This is a genomic window from Denitrificimonas caeni DSM 24390 (assembly GCF_000421765.1).
In the GTDB taxonomy this organism is placed as follows: Bacteria; Pseudomonadota; Gammaproteobacteria; order Pseudomonadales; family Pseudomonadaceae; genus Denitrificimonas; species Denitrificimonas caeni.
The window spans coordinates 53,736-71,800 of the sequence record NZ_ATXQ01000011.1 but is presented as its reverse complement, the minus strand read 5'-3'; the positions used below and the strand labels follow the sequence as shown (position 1 = coordinate 71,800).

Annotated in this window: 16 protein-coding genes; 7 read left to right on the top strand and 9 right to left on the bottom strand. The window is 49.6% G+C overall.

Annotated elements, in window-relative coordinates:
* Positions 1-14 precede the first annotated feature (14 nt).
* Positions 15-803, top strand: a complete 789-nt coding sequence (locus H591_RS15485) for an NRDE family protein (RefSeq protein ID WP_022967475.1) — start codon at positions 15-17, stop codon at positions 801-803.
* 76 nt (positions 804-879) lie between these two features.
* Here H591_RS15485 and ptsP read toward each other — a convergent pair whose 3' ends face one another.
* Both ptsP and H591_RS0113370 read right to left on the bottom strand, forming a co-directional pair.
* Positions 880-3,159 (bottom strand): phosphoenolpyruvate--protein phosphotransferase, encoded by a 2,280-nt coding sequence (gene ptsP / locus H591_RS0113375; protein WP_022967474.1) that lies wholly within the window; start codon positions 3,157-3,159, stop codon positions 880-882.
* A 37-nt stretch (positions 3,160-3,196) separates the two neighbouring features.
* Positions 3,197-3,676 carry an RNA pyrophosphohydrolase gene (locus H591_RS0113370; protein ID WP_022967473.1) on the bottom strand — a complete coding sequence of 160 codons (480 nt, stop codon included), beginning with the start codon at positions 3,674-3,676 and terminating at the stop codon, positions 3,197-3,199.
* Positions 3,677-3,819: 143 nt separating this feature from the next.
* Here H591_RS0113370 and H591_RS0113365 point away from each other — a divergent pair, with 143 nt between their 5' ends.
* The 5 genes from H591_RS0113365 (at position 3,820) to bfr (ending at position 7,651) form a co-directional block, all read left to right on the top strand.
* Entirely contained in the window at positions 3,820-4,476 is a 657-nt protein-coding gene (locus H591_RS0113365; protein ID WP_022967472.1) for a histidinol-phosphatase, read from the top strand.
* Between the two features lie 102 nt (positions 4,477-4,578).
* Positions 4,579-5,133 (top strand): rhodanese-like domain-containing protein, encoded by a 555-nt coding sequence (locus tag H591_RS0113360; RefSeq protein WP_022967471.1) that lies wholly within the window; start codon positions 4,579-4,581, stop codon positions 5,131-5,133.
* A gap of 459 nt (positions 5,134-5,592) precedes the next feature.
* Positions 5,593-6,693, top strand: a complete 1,101-nt coding sequence (locus H591_RS0113350; RefSeq protein ID WP_022967470.1) for a 3-deoxy-7-phosphoheptulonate synthase — start codon at positions 5,593-5,595, stop codon at positions 6,691-6,693.
* A gap of 183 nt (positions 6,694-6,876) precedes the next feature.
* Positions 6,877-7,083 carry a (2Fe-2S)-binding protein gene (locus H591_RS0113345; RefSeq protein ID WP_022967469.1) on the top strand — a complete coding sequence of 69 codons (207 nt, stop codon included), beginning with the start codon at positions 6,877-6,879 and terminating at the stop codon, positions 7,081-7,083.
* Positions 7,084-7,171: 88 nt separating this feature from the next.
* Positions 7,172-7,651: a bacterioferritin gene (gene bfr, locus H591_RS0113340; protein ID WP_022967468.1), complete on the top strand. Its 480-nt coding sequence runs from the start codon at positions 7,172-7,174 to the stop codon at positions 7,649-7,651.
* A 40-nt stretch (positions 7,652-7,691) separates the two neighbouring features.
* On the opposite strand, the gene H591_RS0113335 is transcribed toward bfr, so the two are convergent.
* Both H591_RS0113335 and H591_RS0113330 read right to left on the bottom strand, forming a co-directional pair.
* Complete coding sequence (locus tag H591_RS0113335; RefSeq protein ID WP_022967467.1) at positions 7,692-9,089, bottom strand: GTPase/DUF3482 domain-containing protein; 1,398 nt, start codon at positions 9,087-9,089, stop codon at positions 7,692-7,694.
* Positions 9,082-10,455 carry a DUF2868 domain-containing protein gene (locus H591_RS0113330; RefSeq protein WP_022967466.1) on the bottom strand — a complete coding sequence of 458 codons (1,374 nt, stop codon included), beginning with the start codon at positions 10,453-10,455 and terminating at the stop codon, positions 9,082-9,084. Before H591_RS0113330 ends, H591_RS0113335 begins: the two co-directional genes overlap by 8 nt.
* A 119-nt stretch (positions 10,456-10,574) precedes the next feature.
* Here H591_RS0113330 and H591_RS0113325 point away from each other — a divergent pair, with 119 nt between their 5' ends.
* Positions 10,575-11,093 (top strand): dihydrofolate reductase, encoded by a 519-nt coding sequence (locus tag H591_RS0113325; protein ID WP_022967465.1) that lies wholly within the window; start codon positions 10,575-10,577, stop codon positions 11,091-11,093.
* Positions 11,094-11,109: 16 nt separating this feature from the next.
* Here the strand turns inward: H591_RS0113325 and gcvH are convergent, their stop codons facing one another.
* The 5 genes from gcvH to znuA form a co-directional block, all read right to left on the bottom strand.
* On the bottom strand, positions 11,110-11,487 hold the full coding sequence (gcvH, locus tag H591_RS0113320) for a glycine cleavage system protein GcvH (RefSeq protein ID WP_022967464.1): 378 nt from the start codon (positions 11,485-11,487) through the stop codon (positions 11,110-11,112).
* A 163-nt stretch (positions 11,488-11,650) separates the two neighbouring features.
* A complete protein-coding gene (gcvT, locus tag H591_RS0113310) occupies positions 11,651-12,733 on the bottom strand; it encodes a glycine cleavage system aminomethyltransferase GcvT (protein WP_022967462.1) in 1,083 nt (360 codons plus the stop codon).
* Between the two features lie 126 nt (positions 12,734-12,859).
* Positions 12,860-14,479 (bottom strand): ABC transporter permease, encoded by a 1,620-nt coding sequence (locus H591_RS0113305; protein ID WP_022967461.1) that lies wholly within the window; start codon positions 14,477-14,479, stop codon positions 12,860-12,862.
* An 80-nt stretch (positions 14,480-14,559) separates the two neighbouring features.
* Positions 14,560-16,770: an EAL domain-containing protein gene (locus tag H591_RS15480; RefSeq protein ID WP_033421152.1), complete on the bottom strand. Its 2,211-nt coding sequence runs from the start codon at positions 16,768-16,770 to the stop codon at positions 14,560-14,562.
* A 299-nt stretch (positions 16,771-17,069) separates the two neighbouring features.
* Positions 17,070-18,002, bottom strand: coding sequence for a zinc ABC transporter substrate-binding protein ZnuA (gene znuA / locus H591_RS0113295; protein WP_022967459.1), 933 nt, complete (start codon positions 18,000-18,002; stop codon positions 17,070-17,072).
* Positions 18,003-18,065 lie beyond the last annotated feature (63 nt).

Below are 18,065 nucleotides of genomic sequence, written 5' to 3'. Positions count from 1 at the left end.
TTATTGAGTAATCTATGTGTTTAATTGTTTTTTCCTGGCAGCCTGAGCGTCGCCAGCCATTATTGTTGCTGGCCAACCGTGATGAGGTGCATGCGCGGCCGAGTGCGCCGCTGGCGCAATGGTCGGATCAGCCCAGTGTTTATGCTGGGCGCGATCTTGAGGCGGGTGGCTCTTGGTTGGGTATTGCCGAGCAAGGACGCTTTGCTGCTTTAACGAATATCCGTGATATGTCATTGCCGTTAGGCGAGCAATCGCGCGGAGCTTTAGTCAGTGACTACCTCGCCTCAGAGCAAAGCCCGCAGGCTTATTTGCAAGATATTGCGGCGAAAACTAATCAATACAGTGGCTTTAACCTGCTCGTTGGCGATCTAAATTCAATTTGGTATTTAAATTCAACCCAGTCACGGCCGCTACGTTTAACACCAGGTGTGTATGGCTTGTGCAATGGCAGTTTAGATACCGCATGGCCGAAATTGGTCCGAGCACGGAGCTTATTTGCCGAGCGTTTAGATGCTCAAGACCATACTTTGTTTGAGCTGATGCAAGACGAGCGTCGTGCAGAGGATGATCAATTGCCGGATACCGGTGTGGGCTTGCCGATGGAGCGCATGCTCTCCAGTATTTTTATTCGTGGCGAGAGTTATGGTACCCGTGCCATCAGCTTACTGCGGCGTTTTGATGATGGCTGGACATCTTTGGATGAGCGCAGTTATGGCGCTAACGGTCGTTATCTAGGGCATGCTCGTATCGAGCTGCCTGGGGCTGAGCAGGCTCCGCGACTATCAATTGCGCAGTGTTTGTAATCACTGCAACTTGTAAACGACTGGATTAACACAACACTGGACGGCTGGTATCAGGCGGCGTTATTTTTCAGCGTAATTAGGTTTGTACGCTGGATGCTGGGTTGAGTACTTTGCTTAAGCCCAGATTGCCTAGTGCAAGATTGAGCGTGCTGTGGATCAACTGCGGATTATCCATTGCCGACACTTCTTCGAGTAGTTCTTGCGCATGCTCTAAAGTCATTTTACGCAGTAACCATTTTACCTTGGGCAAGTGGGTTGAGTTCATCGATAAACTATCAAACCCCATGGCTAATAACAGCACTGCAGCAACTGGGTCGCCGGCCATTTCCCCGCAAATACTGACCGGTTTGCCTTCAGCGTGGGCGGCGCTGACCACTTCTTTAAGCGCCATCAGGACGGCCGGATGCAGGTAATCATACAGCGCCGCGACTCGCGCATTGTTGCGATCGACTGCCAGTAAATACTGAGTTAAGTCGTTGGAGCCGACCGAAAGAAAGTCAGCCATGCGCGCTAATTCTTTAGCTTGATAGACAGCTGACGGCACTTCAATCATCACGCCAATTTGCGGCATTTGCACATCAACGCCTTCATTGATCAGCTCGCCCCAGGCACGGTGAATCAAGTGTTGGGCATCGTCGAGTTCATGCACGCCAGAAATCATCGGTAATAAAATGTGCAGATTGTTTAAACCAGCACTGGCTTTAATCATCGCGCGCACTTGCACCAAGAAAATTTCTGGATGATCAAGGGTGATGCGAATGCCACGCCAGCCTAAATAGGGGTTACTTTCTTTGATCGGGAAATAGCTGAGCGGTTTATCACCACCAATATCCAGAGTGCGCATGGTTACCGGCAGCGGGTGGAACGCTTCTAATTGCTCGCGGTACATCAGTACTTGTTCGCTTTCACTGGGAAAACGAGACGAACCCATAAAAGCCACTTCCGAGCGATATAGGCCAACGCCTTCAGCGCCGCGCTGCTGCGCGCGCTTCACATCCGCCAGTAAACCCGTGTTGACCCATAAAGGCAGGTGATAGCCATCTAAAGTGACGCAAGGCAAGCTGCGTAAACTATCGAGGTCTTTGTTGATTAAGCGCTCTTCTTCAACCACTTCAGCGTATTGCTGGCGCAATAAAGCACTGGGATTGGTAAATACATCGCCATGATAACCATCGATAATCAGCTCAATGCCGTCTAAGCGGGTATAAGGTAAATCGACTGCGGCGACCACCGTAGGGATGCCCATTGCGCGGGCTAAAATCGCTACATGCGAGTTGCGCGAACCCAATACAGAAACTAAGCCGACCAGCTTATCTGCTGGCACTTCACCGAGCATTGCTGGCGACAGCTCTTCGCTGACTAAAATAGTGTTGTCTGGATAAACCAGAGTTTGTTGCTGCGCTTGTTGCAGATATGACAACAGACGACGACCGAGGTCTTTAACGTCGGAGGCACGCTCGCGCAGGTAATCATCATCCATGTGTTCAAAGCGCTGTACGTGCTCACTGACCACGTTGCGCAAAGCACCTTGCGCCCATTGTCCGCTGCGAATGACCGCAATCACATCCCCAGCTAAGGCGGTGTGTTCGAGCATCATCAGATAAACATCAAACAGCGCGCGCTCTTGTGGGCGTAACTGATCAGATAAACGCGCTGATAAACTGCGAATATCCGCGCGCACTGACTCTAAAGCTAAGGTGAAGAGCTCAAGTTGTTCAGCAATATTGCTGATGGCTTTGTCAGGGACTACATCCAAATCAGCAACTGGCAATACGACAACGGCGGTGCCCAGTGCTGCACCAGGTGCGCCGGGTACGCCAATAAAGCGCGCTTCTTGAATGCCTTTACCTTGCTTGCCTAAGCCGCGAATTGAACCAGTGGCTTCGGCATGGGCAATCACCCCAGAGAGTTGTGCGCTCATAGTGACTAAGAAAGCTTCATCACCTTCGTCAAACTGGCGGCGCTCTTTTTGTTGTACGACCAATACGCCAAGGACTTGGCGGTGGTGAATAATCGGCGTGCCAAGAAAAGAGGCGTAACGTTCTTCGCCAGTCTCAGCAAAATATAAAAAGCGTGGATGACTCATCGCATCTTCGAGAGTGATGGTCTCGGCACGGCTACCGACCAAACCGACCAAGCCTTCATTCGAAGCCATACTGACTTTCCCAACTGCGCGTTTGTTTAAACCTTCAGTGGCCATCAATAGATAACGGTCACGATCAGGCTCATACAAATACACCGAACACACATGGCTGTTCATCGCCACGCGCACTTGTTTGACGATAATCGTCAGCGCCGCTGGTAAATCCTTAGCAGCGTTCACTTCTTGGGAGATCATGCGCAGCATGTTCAACATGCTGCTATCGGTGCGAGTCGAGTCTGACAACTTAAGGTTAATCTCGAGTAGGGAGTTGATAGGCCAGCTCTTTTAGAGCTCGGCGGTACACATCTCGTTTGAAGGCAACAACTTGCCCTAGAGGATACCAATAACTGACCCACCGCCAACCATCAAATTCAGGTTTTTCAGTAAGATCCATACGTACTTGTTCATCATTGCTGCGTAAACGTAGCAAAAACCACTTTTGTTTCTGACCAATACACACTGGCTGGCTGTGGGTGCGTACTAAGCGCTGCGGTAAACGATAACGTAACCAGCCGCGAGTGCAGGCTAAAATCTCGACATCATGTTCTTGTAAGCCAACTTCCTCGTGCAGTTCACGATAGAGTGCTTGTTCTGGGCTTTCATGTGGGTTAATCCCACCTTGCGGAAATTGCCAGGCGTCTTGGTTGACGCGGCGCGCCCAAAGCACTTGCCCCTGGTCGTTGGTCAGGATGATGCCGACGTTTGGACGAAACCCGTCTGAGTCAATCATGTCCGCATCCTTTACTAAAATTCTTACTGCCATTGTTCCACAAAGCGCGCTGAAGCGGCAACGCGCATTATGCCTTGCATGGGCAGGCGACGATAAAATCGCTATGCTGTGCACTCTTTATTATCAGTATTAAGGTATTTGCCGTGCGTTTGGCTATTTTTGACTTGGATAACACCTTATTAGCCGGTGACAGTGATCACCAGTGGGGCGAGTATTTGTGCGCGCGCGGTTTGGTCGATGTGGATGCGCATCGCAGCAAAAATGATCAGTTTTATGCCGATTATTTAGCCGGACAGTTAGATGTCTTGGCCTATCAGAACTTCTGCCAAGAAATCTTAGGACGCACCGATAAAGCAGTGTTGGACGAATGGCATGCGGACTTTATGCGTGATTGCATTGAGCCAATCATATTGGCCAAAGGTGAAGCGTTATTGGCCAAGCACCGTGCTGCTGGTGATGTTTTGATGATTATCACGGCGACCAACCGATTTATTACCGGACCCATTGCTCAACGTTTGGGTGTTGAACATTTGATTGCCACTGAGTGCGGTATGCAAGACGGCCAATACACAGGCGAACTGGTTGATGTTCCAAGCTTCCAAGCCGGTAAAATCACCCGTTTAAATGTTTGGCTGACTGAGCATCAAGCGACATTAGGGGGCAGCTACTTTTACAGTGATTCGCACAATGACTTGCCACTGTTAGAGCAGGTCAGTCATCCGGTTGCGGTTGATCCTGATGATACTTTGCGCGAACTGGCTGTGCAGCGCGGATGGTCGGTCATTAGCTTGCGCGATTGATCGAAGACTTGAGGCCGCATTAAAGGGCTGTAGATAAGGATAAACTGCAATTAATTTATAATTGTGTATTATATTGATATGGAATCAATGGAGAGTTTGTCGATGACTCGTATACAAAGTTTATTCAGTGCTGTGCTGCTGTCCCTTGCGGTATTTTCTGTGCAGGCGGTTGAGTTGGCGATCAGCGCCGAAGAAGCCTACGCGAAAACCCAGCAAACCGAGCAACCTGTTTTGTTGGTTGATGTGCGCGATCCAGTAGAAATTATGTTTATTGGTTTTGCTGATGCGGTGGATATTAATATTCCATTCTTATTGGCGGATCGCACTCAATGGAATGCTGAGCGCAATATTTTTCCAATGAATCGCAATCCGGAATTTGTTGAGCAGATTAAAGCTGAGCTGGCTAAGCGCGGCTTAGATGAAAACACTGAAGTGATCACCATGTGCCGCTCCGGTAGTGAGCGCGGCGAGCCTAGCGCTAAAGTGTTGCGTGAGGCCGGTTTAGTTAATGCACGTTTCGTCGTGCATGGCTTTCAAGGTGATGCATTAAGCGAAGGCCCGCAAGCAGGTATGCGTTTGCAAAATGGCTGGCAGAACTCAGGTTTACCTTGGGGTCGCAGCTTAGACGCCGATAAAATTTATCGTTTAGATCGCTAAGCTTGGTTGCACTGTGGCTAGGCTTGCAGTATGTTAAATGCACTGTATGGAGATTGTTATGTTGAATCGCACACTTAAACAGATGTTAGTTACTCAGCCATTGGCTGCGTTGCTTAACTGTGCGCGTTTAGTAAACAACTCTGTTGCGTATTATTTTTATGGGTATTGGTTTAGCCAAAGGCGCGCCTGATACTCATCCAGGCGGGCCTCTTTTAACGGGTCGCCTACCACTGCTTTAGATAAACCCCGGTTGGCTTCCCACCCGGGGTTTTTTGTTTTTAGATTTTCAGTTTTACAACATTTAGAGGACAACACCATGGCAATGTATGCAGTTTATCCAGAGCGTTTTGATGATTTGAGCTGGCGCTTTAGCAACCACAAGCTGGCGTTACCCCATTGTTTACGACGACTTACTCGATAAAAGCTGCAGCGGCACAACCGCTGAGACAAGGACAGACTATGAATTCTTTAAATACTGCCATGGCACTTCAGCAGCCGACTTGCTTAGATCTAGAGCAAGCCAATATAAGCCTGCTGCCACAAATAGGACGTAAAACGCGAGTACTGACGAGCCCACAAGAGTTGCGTCAGCAGTTGCCGTTAACTGCCGAGCTTGCAAGGCGTGTACAGCAACAACGCGAGCAGATCCGAGCGATTTTAAGTGGTGAAGACTCGCGCCTATTAGTGGTGATCGGTCCATGCTCGATTCACAATGTCGATGAAGCGGTTGAATATGCTCAGCGTTTAGCTGAGCTGTCAGAGCGCGTTTCTGAGCACATGTTGCTCGCCATGCGTATTTACATTGAAAAACCGCGCACTACGGTTGGCTGGAAAGGACTGTTGTATGACCCGCACTTAGATGGCAGTGCCGATATGGCGCAGGGTTTACAGTTGTCACGGCATTTGATGCTACGCATGTTAGAGCTGAATTTACCGGTGGCGACAGAGTTGTTACAGCCGTTAGCGGCCAGCTATTTTGATGACCTACTAAGCTGGGCGGCGATTGGTGCACGCACCAGCGAGTCGCAAATTCATCGTGAAATGGTCAGTGGCCTGTCGTTACCGGTTGGCTTTAAAAACGGTACGGATGGTAGTGTTGGCATTGCGCTCGATGCGATGCGTTCGGCGGCGCACGCACACCAGCACTTTGGTTTAGATACTCAAGGGCGTGCGGCGTTAGTGGAGACTCAAGGCAATCCAGATACGCATTTAGTGTTACGCGGTGGGCATCAAGGACCTAACTATGATGCACCGAGTATTGCCGCGGCCTGTGCAGCCATGCATAAAGTGGGTTTAGATGCTTCGTTAATGGTGGATTGTAGTCATGCCAATAGCGGTAAAAATCCACAATTACAACCGCAGGTTTTACAGTCAGTCTTGGCGCAGCGTGCGGCTGGCCAGCACAGTTTGCGTGCAGTGATGCTGGAAAGTAATTTAATGGATGGTCAGCAAGCGCTCTGTGACAACTTGCAATATGGCGTTTCTATTACCGATGGCTGCTTAGGCTGGGCCAGTACTGAGCAGATGCTGCTAGAGGCAACCGAACAACTGCGCAGGTAAAGCAGTTTATAGCTGCGCGCTACTGTGCTCGATGCATAAAGCGCGCAGTCGGTTAGCTGCACATGAGTGGGCGCTGATTGTGCTGTTCTGACCAGCGGTATGGATAAAGACAAATAGACACTTGCAATTATAGATACGAATCATTAGCATTCGTAACAGTTGTTTATTTGCTTGGATCTGTCTATGTATATCTGCTTATGCAAAGGTGTCACCGATCACAAGATCCGCCAAGTGGTCGAAGATGGTGCACGCAGTTGGCGTGAGGTTCGCGAGATGACCGGCTGTGGCACCCAATGCGGAAAATGTGCTTGCACGGCTAAAACAGTCGCGCAACATGCCATTAAAGACACCTTGATCGCTTCTGCTGATGATTTGGCTTACGCCATTTAATCAGAAACTCTTCTACCTCATCGCTATATAGCGATCTTTATGAGTCTGCTATGCTCTGTGCATCATTCCTATTGATGAGGACGCGAGCATGAAAGGCGACACTAAAGTAATTGAGCATCTTAACCGTATTCTCGGCAATGAGCTGGTAGCCATTAATCAGTATTTTTTACACTCTCGTATGTACAAAGACTGGGGCTTAAAGGCATTGGCAAAGTGGGAATATGACGAATCCATCGAAGAAATGCGTCATGCTGATACGCTAATTGAGCGTATTTTATTCCTCGAAGGTCTGCCTAATCTGCAAGATCTCGGCAAGCTGCATATTGGTGAAAACACTCAAGAAATGCTCGCCAGTGATTTGGCCTTAGAGCATATTGCCCGCACGGATTTGTTGGCTGCAATCGCCCATTGTGAAGCAGTACAAGATTACGTCAGCCGCGATTTGTTGAGAAAAATCCTCGACGATGAAGAAGAACACATCGATCAGTTAGAAACGGAACTGGGCTTGATTGAAAAAGTTGGCATCCAGAATTACTTGCAAACCCAGATGGGTGAAGCTGAGTCATAACGCTGATTACAGATCTTAAAGTGCAGTTTGCTGTTGCGCTTTAAGATTGCTCAGCGATGAGCTGCTGTTTAGCCAAGCTGTCGGCGAGACGTTCAATTTCTTCTGTGCGTTGCAGATCTTGCTGTGGCTTCTTCGCGTTTAAACTTGACCAAGCAGGGTAGGCGCGTGCCGTTTTTAACGGCTGCGCTAATTCACCTTCACGCCATTGCTGCTCGAGAGGTGTATCCATTTGAATCCGTGCTTGCGCCGCATGTCCACGCTGTTCTAAGGCATTGAGTAAGCGCTGTTGACGAATGGCCAGTAAGCGCAAAGTGCTGTCATTCACGGTTAATTCACGCTCCCCACGCCATTTACCTTTGAGGCGCTCGCCATAATTACGGAAAGTCTGGGTTAAACCACCGACTGCTGCGCCAACCACTGTGGCCATGCCTAAACTCAAGCCGCCGGTGAGTAGATCAATACCCACTCCGGTAGCTGCACCTGCGGCCATGCCGCCACCGACTTTAATGCCCAGTTGTTTCATTGTCGCCGGATTAAATAAATCATCACCCCAGCGACCTTCTTCCAATGGCAGTGCGCTGGCTTGAGCATCGTCTTTACGAAAGGCATAGAGTTTCAATAGTGCTTCTACGCAGGTCTGTTCACGCTGGCGCACATCGCGGTGTAAGTTTTGGATAGCTTCTTCTAGCTGGTCAGGATGCACGCTGCGACGACAAGCGCTGACATCAACCAGTAGCTCAGCAATCAGTCGGTAAGCGGCTTTACGACGCACTAATACTTGCGTCTGGTTGTGTTCAATCAGCCGTTGTAAGCGTGGTCGCTGGCTGTCGAGGACGAGGCTAAGATTTTCATATAGGCGTTGTTCGCCGTCTTGTGGTGGTGCGATGGTATCGAAACGCACCAGCGCATGTAGGCCTAAGCGCGCCAGTACTTCACGCCATGCAGGTTCGCGTTGTTCAGTGCTGTTGACGAAATTAAGTACCGGAAGCAAGGGTTTGCCGCACATGGTGAGGATGGCTAACTCATCGCGATACTTGGCCAATACCGGCTCGCGCGCATCAATCACATAAAAACCGGCATCGGACTGTAATAATTGACGCAGCACTTTTGCTTCTTGTTCAAAGCGTTGCCGCGCCTCACTGCTGTTGAGAAAACGCTGCAACAATTCTGGGCCATCTAGGCGCTCAGCGGTTTTGGGTAACTGCTCAATGTATTCATACAGCGCCACCGCATCTTCAAAACCTGGGGTGTCGTACAACTCTATCAGCGCTTCGCCATCCACCGATAAACGCGCACCTTCAACATGTTGAGTGGTGCTGGGTCTGTGTGAAATAGCGCCAAAGCCAACGTCGCGGGTCAGCGTACGCAAGAGCGAGGTTTTGCCGACATTGGTGTGACCCACGACCGCTAACTTTAGTGGTGCGGATTGTTCACTCATGACCTTGCTCCAACCATGCCAAAGGGGCCAAACGACTGTGTGGAAGTTTTAGTAAGTCGAGTTGTTCTTGCCAGGTATTCAGGCGTTCCTCAGCAGTGTCGGTTGCCAGTAACCAGATCTGAGTCTGCACGGCGGTGCGTGACAGTTCGGCAATTAAATGCAAAGTACCGCGATCAACAGAGCGCTGTGGATTACAGGCAATCAGTAGGCGCGCGGGCGGGTTAGCGCTGAGTTGATCAAGAATCTTGCGTCGTTGTTCGCGGGTATCGATGACGCCAGCATTGAACACCTGCGGTGGTAATTCAGGCGGCCAGCTGACACTGTCATCCAATTCTATGGCGACGATAACCGCCGCTTGCCCTTTTATTTGTGCGCCAGTGGTGCTACTAGGTAACTCAGTTGGCGCAGCATCAATAACTCCTAAGCGCTCACTGCTGGGCTGCACACGCTCATGCAAAGGCTGCCAAATAGGATCGTTAGGGTTGAGCTGTAAACCTTTAATCCCACGTCGCCAGCGCCACTCACACAATAGGCTGCAGGCTAAACGTGGCACAATTCCGTAGATAAGCAGCATGCCCAGTAGCCAACTGGCCCAAATATGCCGTGCTTGTTCATCCGCTAAAGCTTGCAGGCCACTGTGTTGAATCAGGGGGCTGTCTGGTATCGCAAAGCCAAGCCAAGCCGCGGGTGTGCCGAGGCTGCTGACTAAGGTAACGAAGGAATCGCTGGCAACAATGGTGGATTCCCAGACAAAGCCATAACGGCGTGTGGCCAACAGCGCAATTAGACTCAGCAAGGCCGTGGTTAAGGTGAGCAACCACCAGCCATGCAATAACCGTCCTAAGCCCCAACGCAATAGATTATGGCGTTGCAATAAGACCAGCAGTGCTGGCGCTAACTGCGCAGCCTTGGCATCGCGTGCCAACTTGTTACTCAGCCAGAGCCAGACTTGACTCAATGGTGAGCTGGTTTGTGCGGAAAAAACCAAACTGAAAAGCCAAGCCAGCAAACTCAATAGATTTAAGCCAATCAAGCCGGCCAATGCCCAAAAGATATTAATTGCTTGCGGTGCGCCACTCAGAGCTGTTTTGGCCAGTACTACACCAGCAATGATAGCACTCAGGATTAACAGCCAGAGTGCCAATTTGGCCCCTTGCAGCCAATGTTGCATGGCAATCAGCAGGCCATCGCGCTTAGCCAGAAATAGCCCGCGTACTTGCAGGCGCTGCGCCAATGATCCTTGTGTAGCACGCGCTGTACGACAAGCTTCGCTGTCTTCAAGCAAGCCAGTTTGCTCTTCGCGTAAACGCACTGTTTCGCAGAGCCAGAGCGTTTGTAAAGGGGGTAGTGAGTCAGTCACAAGCATTCCATTGAGTCACGTCTATAACGGCTATTGTGCCTGATATTGCGTCTTGAATAACGCCAATGCGGCGCAAATCCTTTAAGATAGAGAAATAATCTTAGATATTTTGAGGCGCAGCCTTTATGAGTAATGCATTGCCAGTGAGTTTGATTGTCGCGGCGACACGCAATCAAGTGATTGGACTGGAAAATCAGATGCCTTGGCATTTGCCTGCCGATTTACGCTATTTCAAACAGTGCACCCTAGGTAAGCCAATCATTATGGGGCGTAAAACTTGGGAGTCACTGGGGCGTCCGTTGCCTGGACGTCTAAATATAGTGATCAGCCGTCAAGCCGATGCAGAGCTGGCTGGCGCAGAGGTTTTTGCTGATCTTGCCAGTGCCATTGAGCGTGGCCAGGAGTGGGCAGCGCAACAAGGCGTCGATGAGGTTATGGTGATTGGTGGCGGGCAGATTTATCAGCAGGCCATTGCTTTGGCGCAACGGGTGTATTTAACCCGCATCGAACTTGAGCTCGAGGGTGATACGTTTTTTCCAGTACTGGATGCTGGGGATTGGCAACAAACCAGTGCACAAGCGCACCCAGCTCAAAACACCGAGCCGGGCTATACCTTTGAAGTGTGGCAACGCATCCAGAGCTAAGTTTAGCGCACACCGCTTAGCAAATCGCTTTGTAGCCATCTGCATCTAACAACTGCTGTAGCTCATCAGGATTGCTAGGTTGGATGCGGTAAAACCAGCTTTGATAAGGGTGAGTGTTGACGCCTTCAGGTGCTTCAGTCAGACCTTCGTTGACAGCAATCACCGTGCCACTGAGCGGAGCATGAATATCAGAGGCGGCTTTCACTGATTCAACTACGCCAACTGGCTGCGCTGCAGTCAGTGTGCTGTTAAGGGCCGGCAGCTCAATATAGACCACATCGCCAAGCGCTTCTTGGGCGTGATCGGTAATACCTACAGAGACTGTGCCATCGCTTTCTAAGCGTGCCCATTCGTGGGTCTCGGCATAGCGTAATCCAGCTTCAATAGTGCTCATAACTTGATTTCCTTAGCAGATGCGGTGCGGTTTTTATAATTCACCGCGCGTTTTGATCGCTCTTCAGCGCGGTGTTTTTCTGCGGGTATGCCTTGAGATCGGTAACCTTTAAGCATGACTCTAGCAGAAGATTTATAGGTTATTGGCGATCCTTTGCACAAGACTAAATTAGAATTTTTCCATTGCGAACAAAACGCGGTTTAACCACGCGTACCGGAAACCATTTATGGCGAATCTCAACTTCAGCACGTTCGCCGGTGCCCATTGGTACCCGAGCTAGGGCGATGGCTTTACCTAGTGTGGGTGAAAAGCTGCCACTGGTAATCACGCCCGAGGTGTTGTTATCAATGCGCACGGGTTGTCCTGCGCGTAAAACGCCGCGTTCTTCTAGGACTAAGCCCACCAGTTTTTCATTGAGACCAGCATCCAACTGCGCTTGTAAAGCACGGCGACCGATAAAGTTACGACTGCTAGGCTCCCAGCTGATGACATTGTTCATCCCCGCCACTAACGGCGAAATCTGCTCATTCATATCAAAGCCATATAAATTAAACCCGGCTTCTAAACGTAAAGTATCACGCGCGCCAATACCGATAGGCGAGATACCGGCACCCACTAACTCATTAATAAAGTCGATGGCTTGGCTGGCTGGCAGAGTGATCTCAATGCCGTCTTCGCCGGTATAGCCGGTGCAAGAAATAAACCACTCACCGTCTGCAGCACCTTGGTGGTGCTCCAGTTTTTGTACTAAGGCTGTGCGCGTTGAACTTAAAATGGCAGCTAAGCGCTCACGAGCGAGTGGGCCTTGGATAGAGAAAATACTTAAATCATTGCGCCATGTCACGCTGCAGGCAAAGGCTGTGGCATGTTGCGCTAACCAAGCGTGGACGCGCTCACGAGTCACAGCATTACAAATGATGCGATAGCCTGTAGCCATACGAAACACCATTAAGTCATCAATCACGCCGCCTTGCTCGTTGAGCAGGGTGCTGTGTTGTGCGTGACCAATAGCGGCGAGCAGTGCGACATCATTACTGAGTACATACTGTAAAAATGCTTGGGCCTGTTCGCCCTGAATATCAAAAATGCTCATGTGGGAAATATCAAAAACACCACATTCATTACGCACATGATGGTGCTCATCAACTTGTGAGCCAAAATGTAATGGCATATCCCAGCCATTAAAATCCACCATTTTTGCACCTAGAGCCAGGTGCATGTCATACATCGGGGTACGCAATCCCATGGGATCTCCTAACTGGCCAAACGCAGTATTTGAGCCTGTGGATAATTCAAACGGTACGTATTGTAGCCATGTTGCTTAAGGGCTGCACCGGTCATTATAAATATAGTCTGCTTCGCTGCCGCTCGGCTAATGTCCTGGACGATAAGCCGAGCGACGAATCAATAGCACAACGGGTAGCAAGCCCACCAACACCAAAGTTAACGCAGGTAACGAAGCTCGCGCCCACTCACCCTCACTGGTCATTTCAAAAATACGCACGGCTAAGGTATCCCAGCCAAACGGGCGCATTAATAAGGTAGCAGGCATTTCTTTAAGCACATCGACAAACACCAGCAATGCTGCCGATAAACTACCCGGCAGCAATAATGGCAGATACACACGACGAAATAATGACAAGCCACTAATGCCTAAGCTGCGTGACGCTTCCGGTAGCGACGGCTTAATGCGTGCTAAAGCGCCTTCAAGTGGACCATAGGCAACGGCCATAAAACGAATCATATACGCCAGTAAGAGCGCACTTAAACTGCCTAGCAGAATCGGCTTGCCGGCGCCGCCGAACGATAAAGATAATGGAATCACCGCGTGTTCATCCAAATAACTAAAGGCCAGCATAATCGCTACAGCCAACACCGAACCGGGCAATGCGTAGCCTAAATTAGCAAAGCCGACCAAGGCGTGCATACGTTTGGTGGGCGTCATGCGCTTAGCAAATGCTAGCAGTAAAGCTGCTGTGACGGTGATTGCAGCGGCTATTAGGCCTAAATATAAGGTGTGAGTGATCAGCGCGGTGTAGCGCTCATCGAGGTCAAAACGGCCGCGCTGCCAAAACCATGCGAGCAATTGCAGAATTGGAATGACAAAGGCGCAGAGAAACACCAAGCAGCACCAAGTGGTGGCTAAAAAGGCTTTCCAACCGCGCAGTTTATACAAAGCTTTACCGCGAGGGCGCTCATTGCTTGGGCGAATAGCGCCACGTGCACGTTGTTCTGAAAACAGCAGCACGGCGACAAACAGTAGCAGTAAACTGGCCAGTTGGGTCGCGCTGGATAAGCTAAAAAAACCATACCAGGTTTTATAAATTGCCGTGGTGAAGGTGTCGAAGTTAAATACTGACACCGCGCCAAAATCAGCCAGTGCTTCCATCAGCGCTAAAGCCACGCCAGCGCCAATGGCTGGGCGTGCAACCGGTAAAGCCACTCGCCAAAAGGCTTGCCAAGGGCTTAAACCTAAAACCCGTGCGGCCTCCATAAAACCTTTGCCTTGGGCTAAAAAGGCAGTGCGCGCCAGCAGGTAAACATAGGGGTAAAACACCAGAATGAAAACGATAATAACGCCACCGGTGGAGCGTACGCTGGGTAAGCGCAAACCGCTGCCAAACCATTCACGCAGTAAGGTTTGAACCGGGCCGGAAAAATCCAGTAAACCAACAAAGACAAAGGCTAAAACATAAGCTGGGATTGCAAAGGGCAGCATCAACGCCCAATCGAGCCAACGGCGGCCTGGAAACTCACAAAGACTGGTGAGCCAGGCAAGACTGACGCCAATTAATGTCACGCCAACACCGACCCCCGCTAGCAGAATCGCAGTGTTGGAGAGTAAACGTGTCATCTGCGTTTCCCACAGATGATTCCAGATCTGCGTATCCACGCTATGCCAGCTGAGCAGTAGGACGCTGATCGGCAGACAGACCAAAGCGACAAAAAATAAAGAAATTGGATACCAGCGACGTTGGGCAGGAAGAGCCACAAAAAACCTCGTTCGATCAGTCACGCGTTAAGCAATACTGCGCAGTATAACCATCTGATTAAAGTTTGGCGCTGTTATCCTTATTTTGCAGGTGTGCTGACCAACGCTTCAAACTGTTGTGCCGTCAGTGGATTGCTGAACAAATAACCTTGGGCAAACTCACATTGGCGAGCCTGAATGAGTGACAGCTGATCGGTGTTTTCGATACCCTCGGCGATGACCTTAAGATTCAAACTGTGCCCTAAACTGATCATCGCTTGACCAAAATCTTTTAGTAAAGGGTCTTGCAGGGTATTACTGATCAAGCTTTTATCAACTTTAAGAATGTTCAGCGGGAAGCGCTTGAGGTAACCCAGAGATGCTTGGCCCATGCCGAAGTTATCCAGCGCAATTTGAATACCGAGTTGGCTCAGTTCGCGTAAGTTGGCTAATGATTGCGCGCAATCTGGCTTGAGGTGTTGTTCGGTAATTTCGATAATTAAGAACTTGGCTAATAAGCCGCTTGATTCGAGCGCAGTTTTCATTAAAGACACCAAGTGTGGACTGCGCAATTGCTTGTAAGAGAGGTTTACTGAGCAGTGCAACTGCGGGATAAAGCTCTGCTGCCATTGGCGCACAGTGCTGCAAGCAGACTTTAATACCCAAGCGCCTACTGCAAGAATCTCATCAGAGTCTTCCAGCAAGTCTAAGAAACTATCAGGGGTGTAACAGTGCCCGTCATGATGCCAGCGTAACAAAGCTTCAACTGCATAAATCGCTGAAGAGTCGTGTTTGGGTTCTTGATTGACTGAGTAAATAGGTTGATAGAGCAATTCGAATGACTTGTTAGCGAGGCCTTTGGTGAGTGCGGCCTGCTTGCTTTGCAGCTCTTGGGTCGCCAAGTGCATATCTTTTGTGTAGTGCGCAAACTGTGCTTTACCAGCCATTTTAGCCTGATAGAGTGCCAAATCAGCAGCTTGTAGCAACTCGTTCGGTGGCGTGCCGTGAGGTAGCACGGTAATACCAATACTGGCGCTTACCGATAACAAATGATCGTCAATACGCAACGCAGATGACAAGCTATCGAGCATCCGTTGCGCGACATGTTCGGCATCTTCTAAGCAGGCAAGGTCATCCAGTAACACTACAAATTCATCACCACCAAAGCGGCCTAAATGATCGCCTGGACGTAAGCAGTTTTGTAAGCGGCGAGCGATCTCTACCAAGAGAAAGTCACCGGCTTTATGCCCGTAGTTGTCGTTAACCTGCTTGAAGTTATCGAGATCAATAAATAACAAGGCTGTTTCACGAGTGCCTGCTTGTTGGCTGCGTTGCATCGAGTCGTGCAGTAATTGATCGAGTTGGCGGCGATTGGCTAAACCTGTCAAAGGGTCATGGAAAGCCGCATAAGACATGCGTTGCTCATGTTCTTTGCGCTCGCTAATGTCGGCTTGTGAGCCCGATATACGTTGTCCACCTTGTTCATTAGTGCTGGCAAAGCCACGTAATGAGACCCAAATATAGTCGCCATTTTTTTTACGAATACGGTGTTCGCAGTCTAAAAACTGACTGTGTCCACTAAGATGCTTGCCGAGCGCTTTACGAACTAAAGGCAAATCGTCGTGATGGATACGGCTCATCCAGTTGTTGCTGTTGTGCACACCGAGTTCTTCAGCAGTCAGGTCGAGCATCTCTAGCCAACGATTGGACACATGCAAACGATCGCTATCAATTTCCCACTCCCAAATACCATCGTTAGCACCACGCATCGCTCGAGCAAACCGCGCTTGATTTTCTTCAAGACGCTGATTGTAAGCGGCAGCATAGCTGTCGATGGCGAGCGACATATCTAGAAAAACTGCTTTAAGTAAGCTTGAGAGCAGTTGTGTTTGCTCAGCGTCACTACAAACTGCTTTCAGCATGGTGTCTAAATAAAGACGATAGGAACCCAGGTACCATTGTGGTTTGAGTCCGATGGCTTGGTGGGTTAAGCCAACGCGCACTCGATCTTTAATGTAGTTTTCATCATGCGGGCTTTGCCATAGCTGTTGATAGTATTGCTCTTGTTTGGTCGCTAAGCTTTCTGAGCTTTGCGCTTGCTGAAACTGCAGTGCAATGTCTGGAAACTGCGCCAGATGCTCATGCAGTTGCTTAATAAAGTCGATATGTTGCTGTTGCACGTTCTCAGAGGCTTGTGCAAGGTATATAGCATCTTCAGGCTGCCAGTCCATAAAGCGCTCGCGCTCGCGGAACGCTTGATTATTCAAGCCGATACTGGCGATTAGAGCACTTAATTTTTCCTCAGAAAACATAATGAACCTTTGCCGCGACCAGCTGAGTAAATAAGTAAGAGTTTTTTGAGAGCCCCGATCGCTGCTGAATATAGCAATCTTGGTTAATGGTGTATTGATTTGCATCATCGCCGTGATGGCAATCGGCTACTAGTGTAACTTGTTTCTCTAATCGGTTTCTATATAAAACCGTTTAAATCTACGATTGGCCGACAGCAGGTAAGGGGTTTTCTTGTTTGGCTGTAGAGTAAGCTGCTTAACCACTTAGAGCAGTTGCTAGCAGAGTGGTTAAGTCTTTGTTTGCGACGTTAATGTTGCCTTTAGAAGCTTGTTAAGCAGGTCGAAAACTGCTCAGCCAAATGTTGCAAAAGTTGTTCGTAACCCACTGCGTTGACTTCAATGTTGCTACCTAAAGCATCCAGTTCGGCAAGGATTACCGGTAAACCATCAGCCAGGGTGTGAGCCAAGCGAGGCTGCAGTGGCGGTTCGCTAAACACACAGCTGGGACCGGTTTGCTGTAAACGCTGGCGCATTTGGTTGACGTGTTTGGCACCGGGTTGTAGTTCGCCCGATAAAGCAAAAACGCCGACATGTTTTAAGCCATAGGCCTGCTCAAAATAATTAAATGCCTCATGAAAGACAAAAAAGGATTTACTCTGCAGCGGCTGAAGTTGCGCTTGCAGTTGCTGGTCTAGGCGATCTAAACGCTGACTAAAGGCTTGCAAGTTAGCGGCATACTGCTTGGCGTTATTAGGATCCAACTGGCTTAAATCAGCACTCATGCGCTGGGCAATCACTTTGGCATTGTGTGGCAGCAACCATAAATGGGCATCGACTGTGCCGGGCTGATGGTTATGATCATGCTCAACCAGTTCGTCAGTATGGCCGTGCTCGTCTTCATCTTCGGCATGCACCTGTGCTTCACCGAAATACTGCAGTTGTAATGCTGGCAGTGTTTGCACGGCGACACTGAGTTGACTGCGCTGTGTTAACAGACGCGGTAAGAAGTTCTCCAGGTCCGGGCCGATCCAGTAAAATAAATCAGCCTGATCTAAACGCTTGGCATCCGACGGACGCAGCACAAAATAGTGCGGTGAGGCACCCGGCGGTAGCAGCACTTGCGGCTCACCTTGACCGTCTTGAATGGCCGCGGCGATCAGCTGTAAGGGCTTAATACTGGTTAAAATTTGCACCTGCGCTTGAGCGCTGATACTCCATAAGGTTAAGCAACTGATCAGCAAGAAACGAAACACAGCGGTACACTCCGTAAGCAAAGAGTTATATAATAACGTCTCTTTAATCAGGATGCTGCTGTT

Bases quoted from the DNA above. Each gene is read 5' to 3' on its own strand.
- H591_RS15485 (WP_022967475.1), top strand. From the start codon at position 15: ATGTGTTTAATTGTTTTTTCCTGGCAGCCTGAGCGTCGCCAGCCATTA.
- ptsP (WP_022967474.1), bottom strand. From the start codon at position 3,159: ATGTTGAACATGCTGCGCATGATCTCCCAAGAAGTGAACGCTGCTAAG.
- H591_RS0113370 (WP_022967473.1), bottom strand. From the start codon at position 3,676: ATGATTGACTCAGACGGGTTTCGTCCAAACGTCGGCATCATCCTGACC.
- H591_RS0113360 (WP_022967471.1), top strand. From the start codon at position 4,579: ATGACTCGTATACAAAGTTTATTCAGTGCTGTGCTGCTGTCCCTTGCG.
- H591_RS0113350 (WP_022967470.1), top strand. From the start codon at position 5,593: ATGAATTCTTTAAATACTGCCATGGCACTTCAGCAGCCGACTTGCTTA.
- H591_RS0113345 (WP_022967469.1), top strand. From the start codon at position 6,877: ATGTATATCTGCTTATGCAAAGGTGTCACCGATCACAAGATCCGCCAA.
- bfr (WP_022967468.1), top strand. From the start codon at position 7,172: ATGAAAGGCGACACTAAAGTAATTGAGCATCTTAACCGTATTCTCGGC.
- H591_RS0113335 (WP_022967467.1), bottom strand. From the start codon at position 9,089: ATGAGTGAACAATCCGCACCACTAAAGTTAGCGGTCGTGGGTCACACC.
- H591_RS0113330 (WP_022967466.1), bottom strand. From the start codon at position 10,455: ATGCTTGTGACTGACTCACTACCCCCTTTACAAACGCTCTGGCTCTGC.
- H591_RS0113325 (WP_022967465.1), top strand. From the start codon at position 10,575: ATGAGTAATGCATTGCCAGTGAGTTTGATTGTCGCGGCGACACGCAAT.
- gcvH (WP_022967464.1), bottom strand. From the start codon at position 11,487: ATGAGCACTATTGAAGCTGGATTACGCTATGCCGAGACCCACGAATGG.
- gcvT (WP_022967462.1), bottom strand. From the start codon at position 12,733: ATGGGATTGCGTACCCCGATGTATGACATGCACCTGGCTCTAGGTGCA.
- H591_RS15480 (WP_033421152.1), bottom strand. From the start codon at position 16,770: ATGTTTTCTGAGGAAAAATTAAGTGCTCTAATCGCCAGTATCGGCTTG.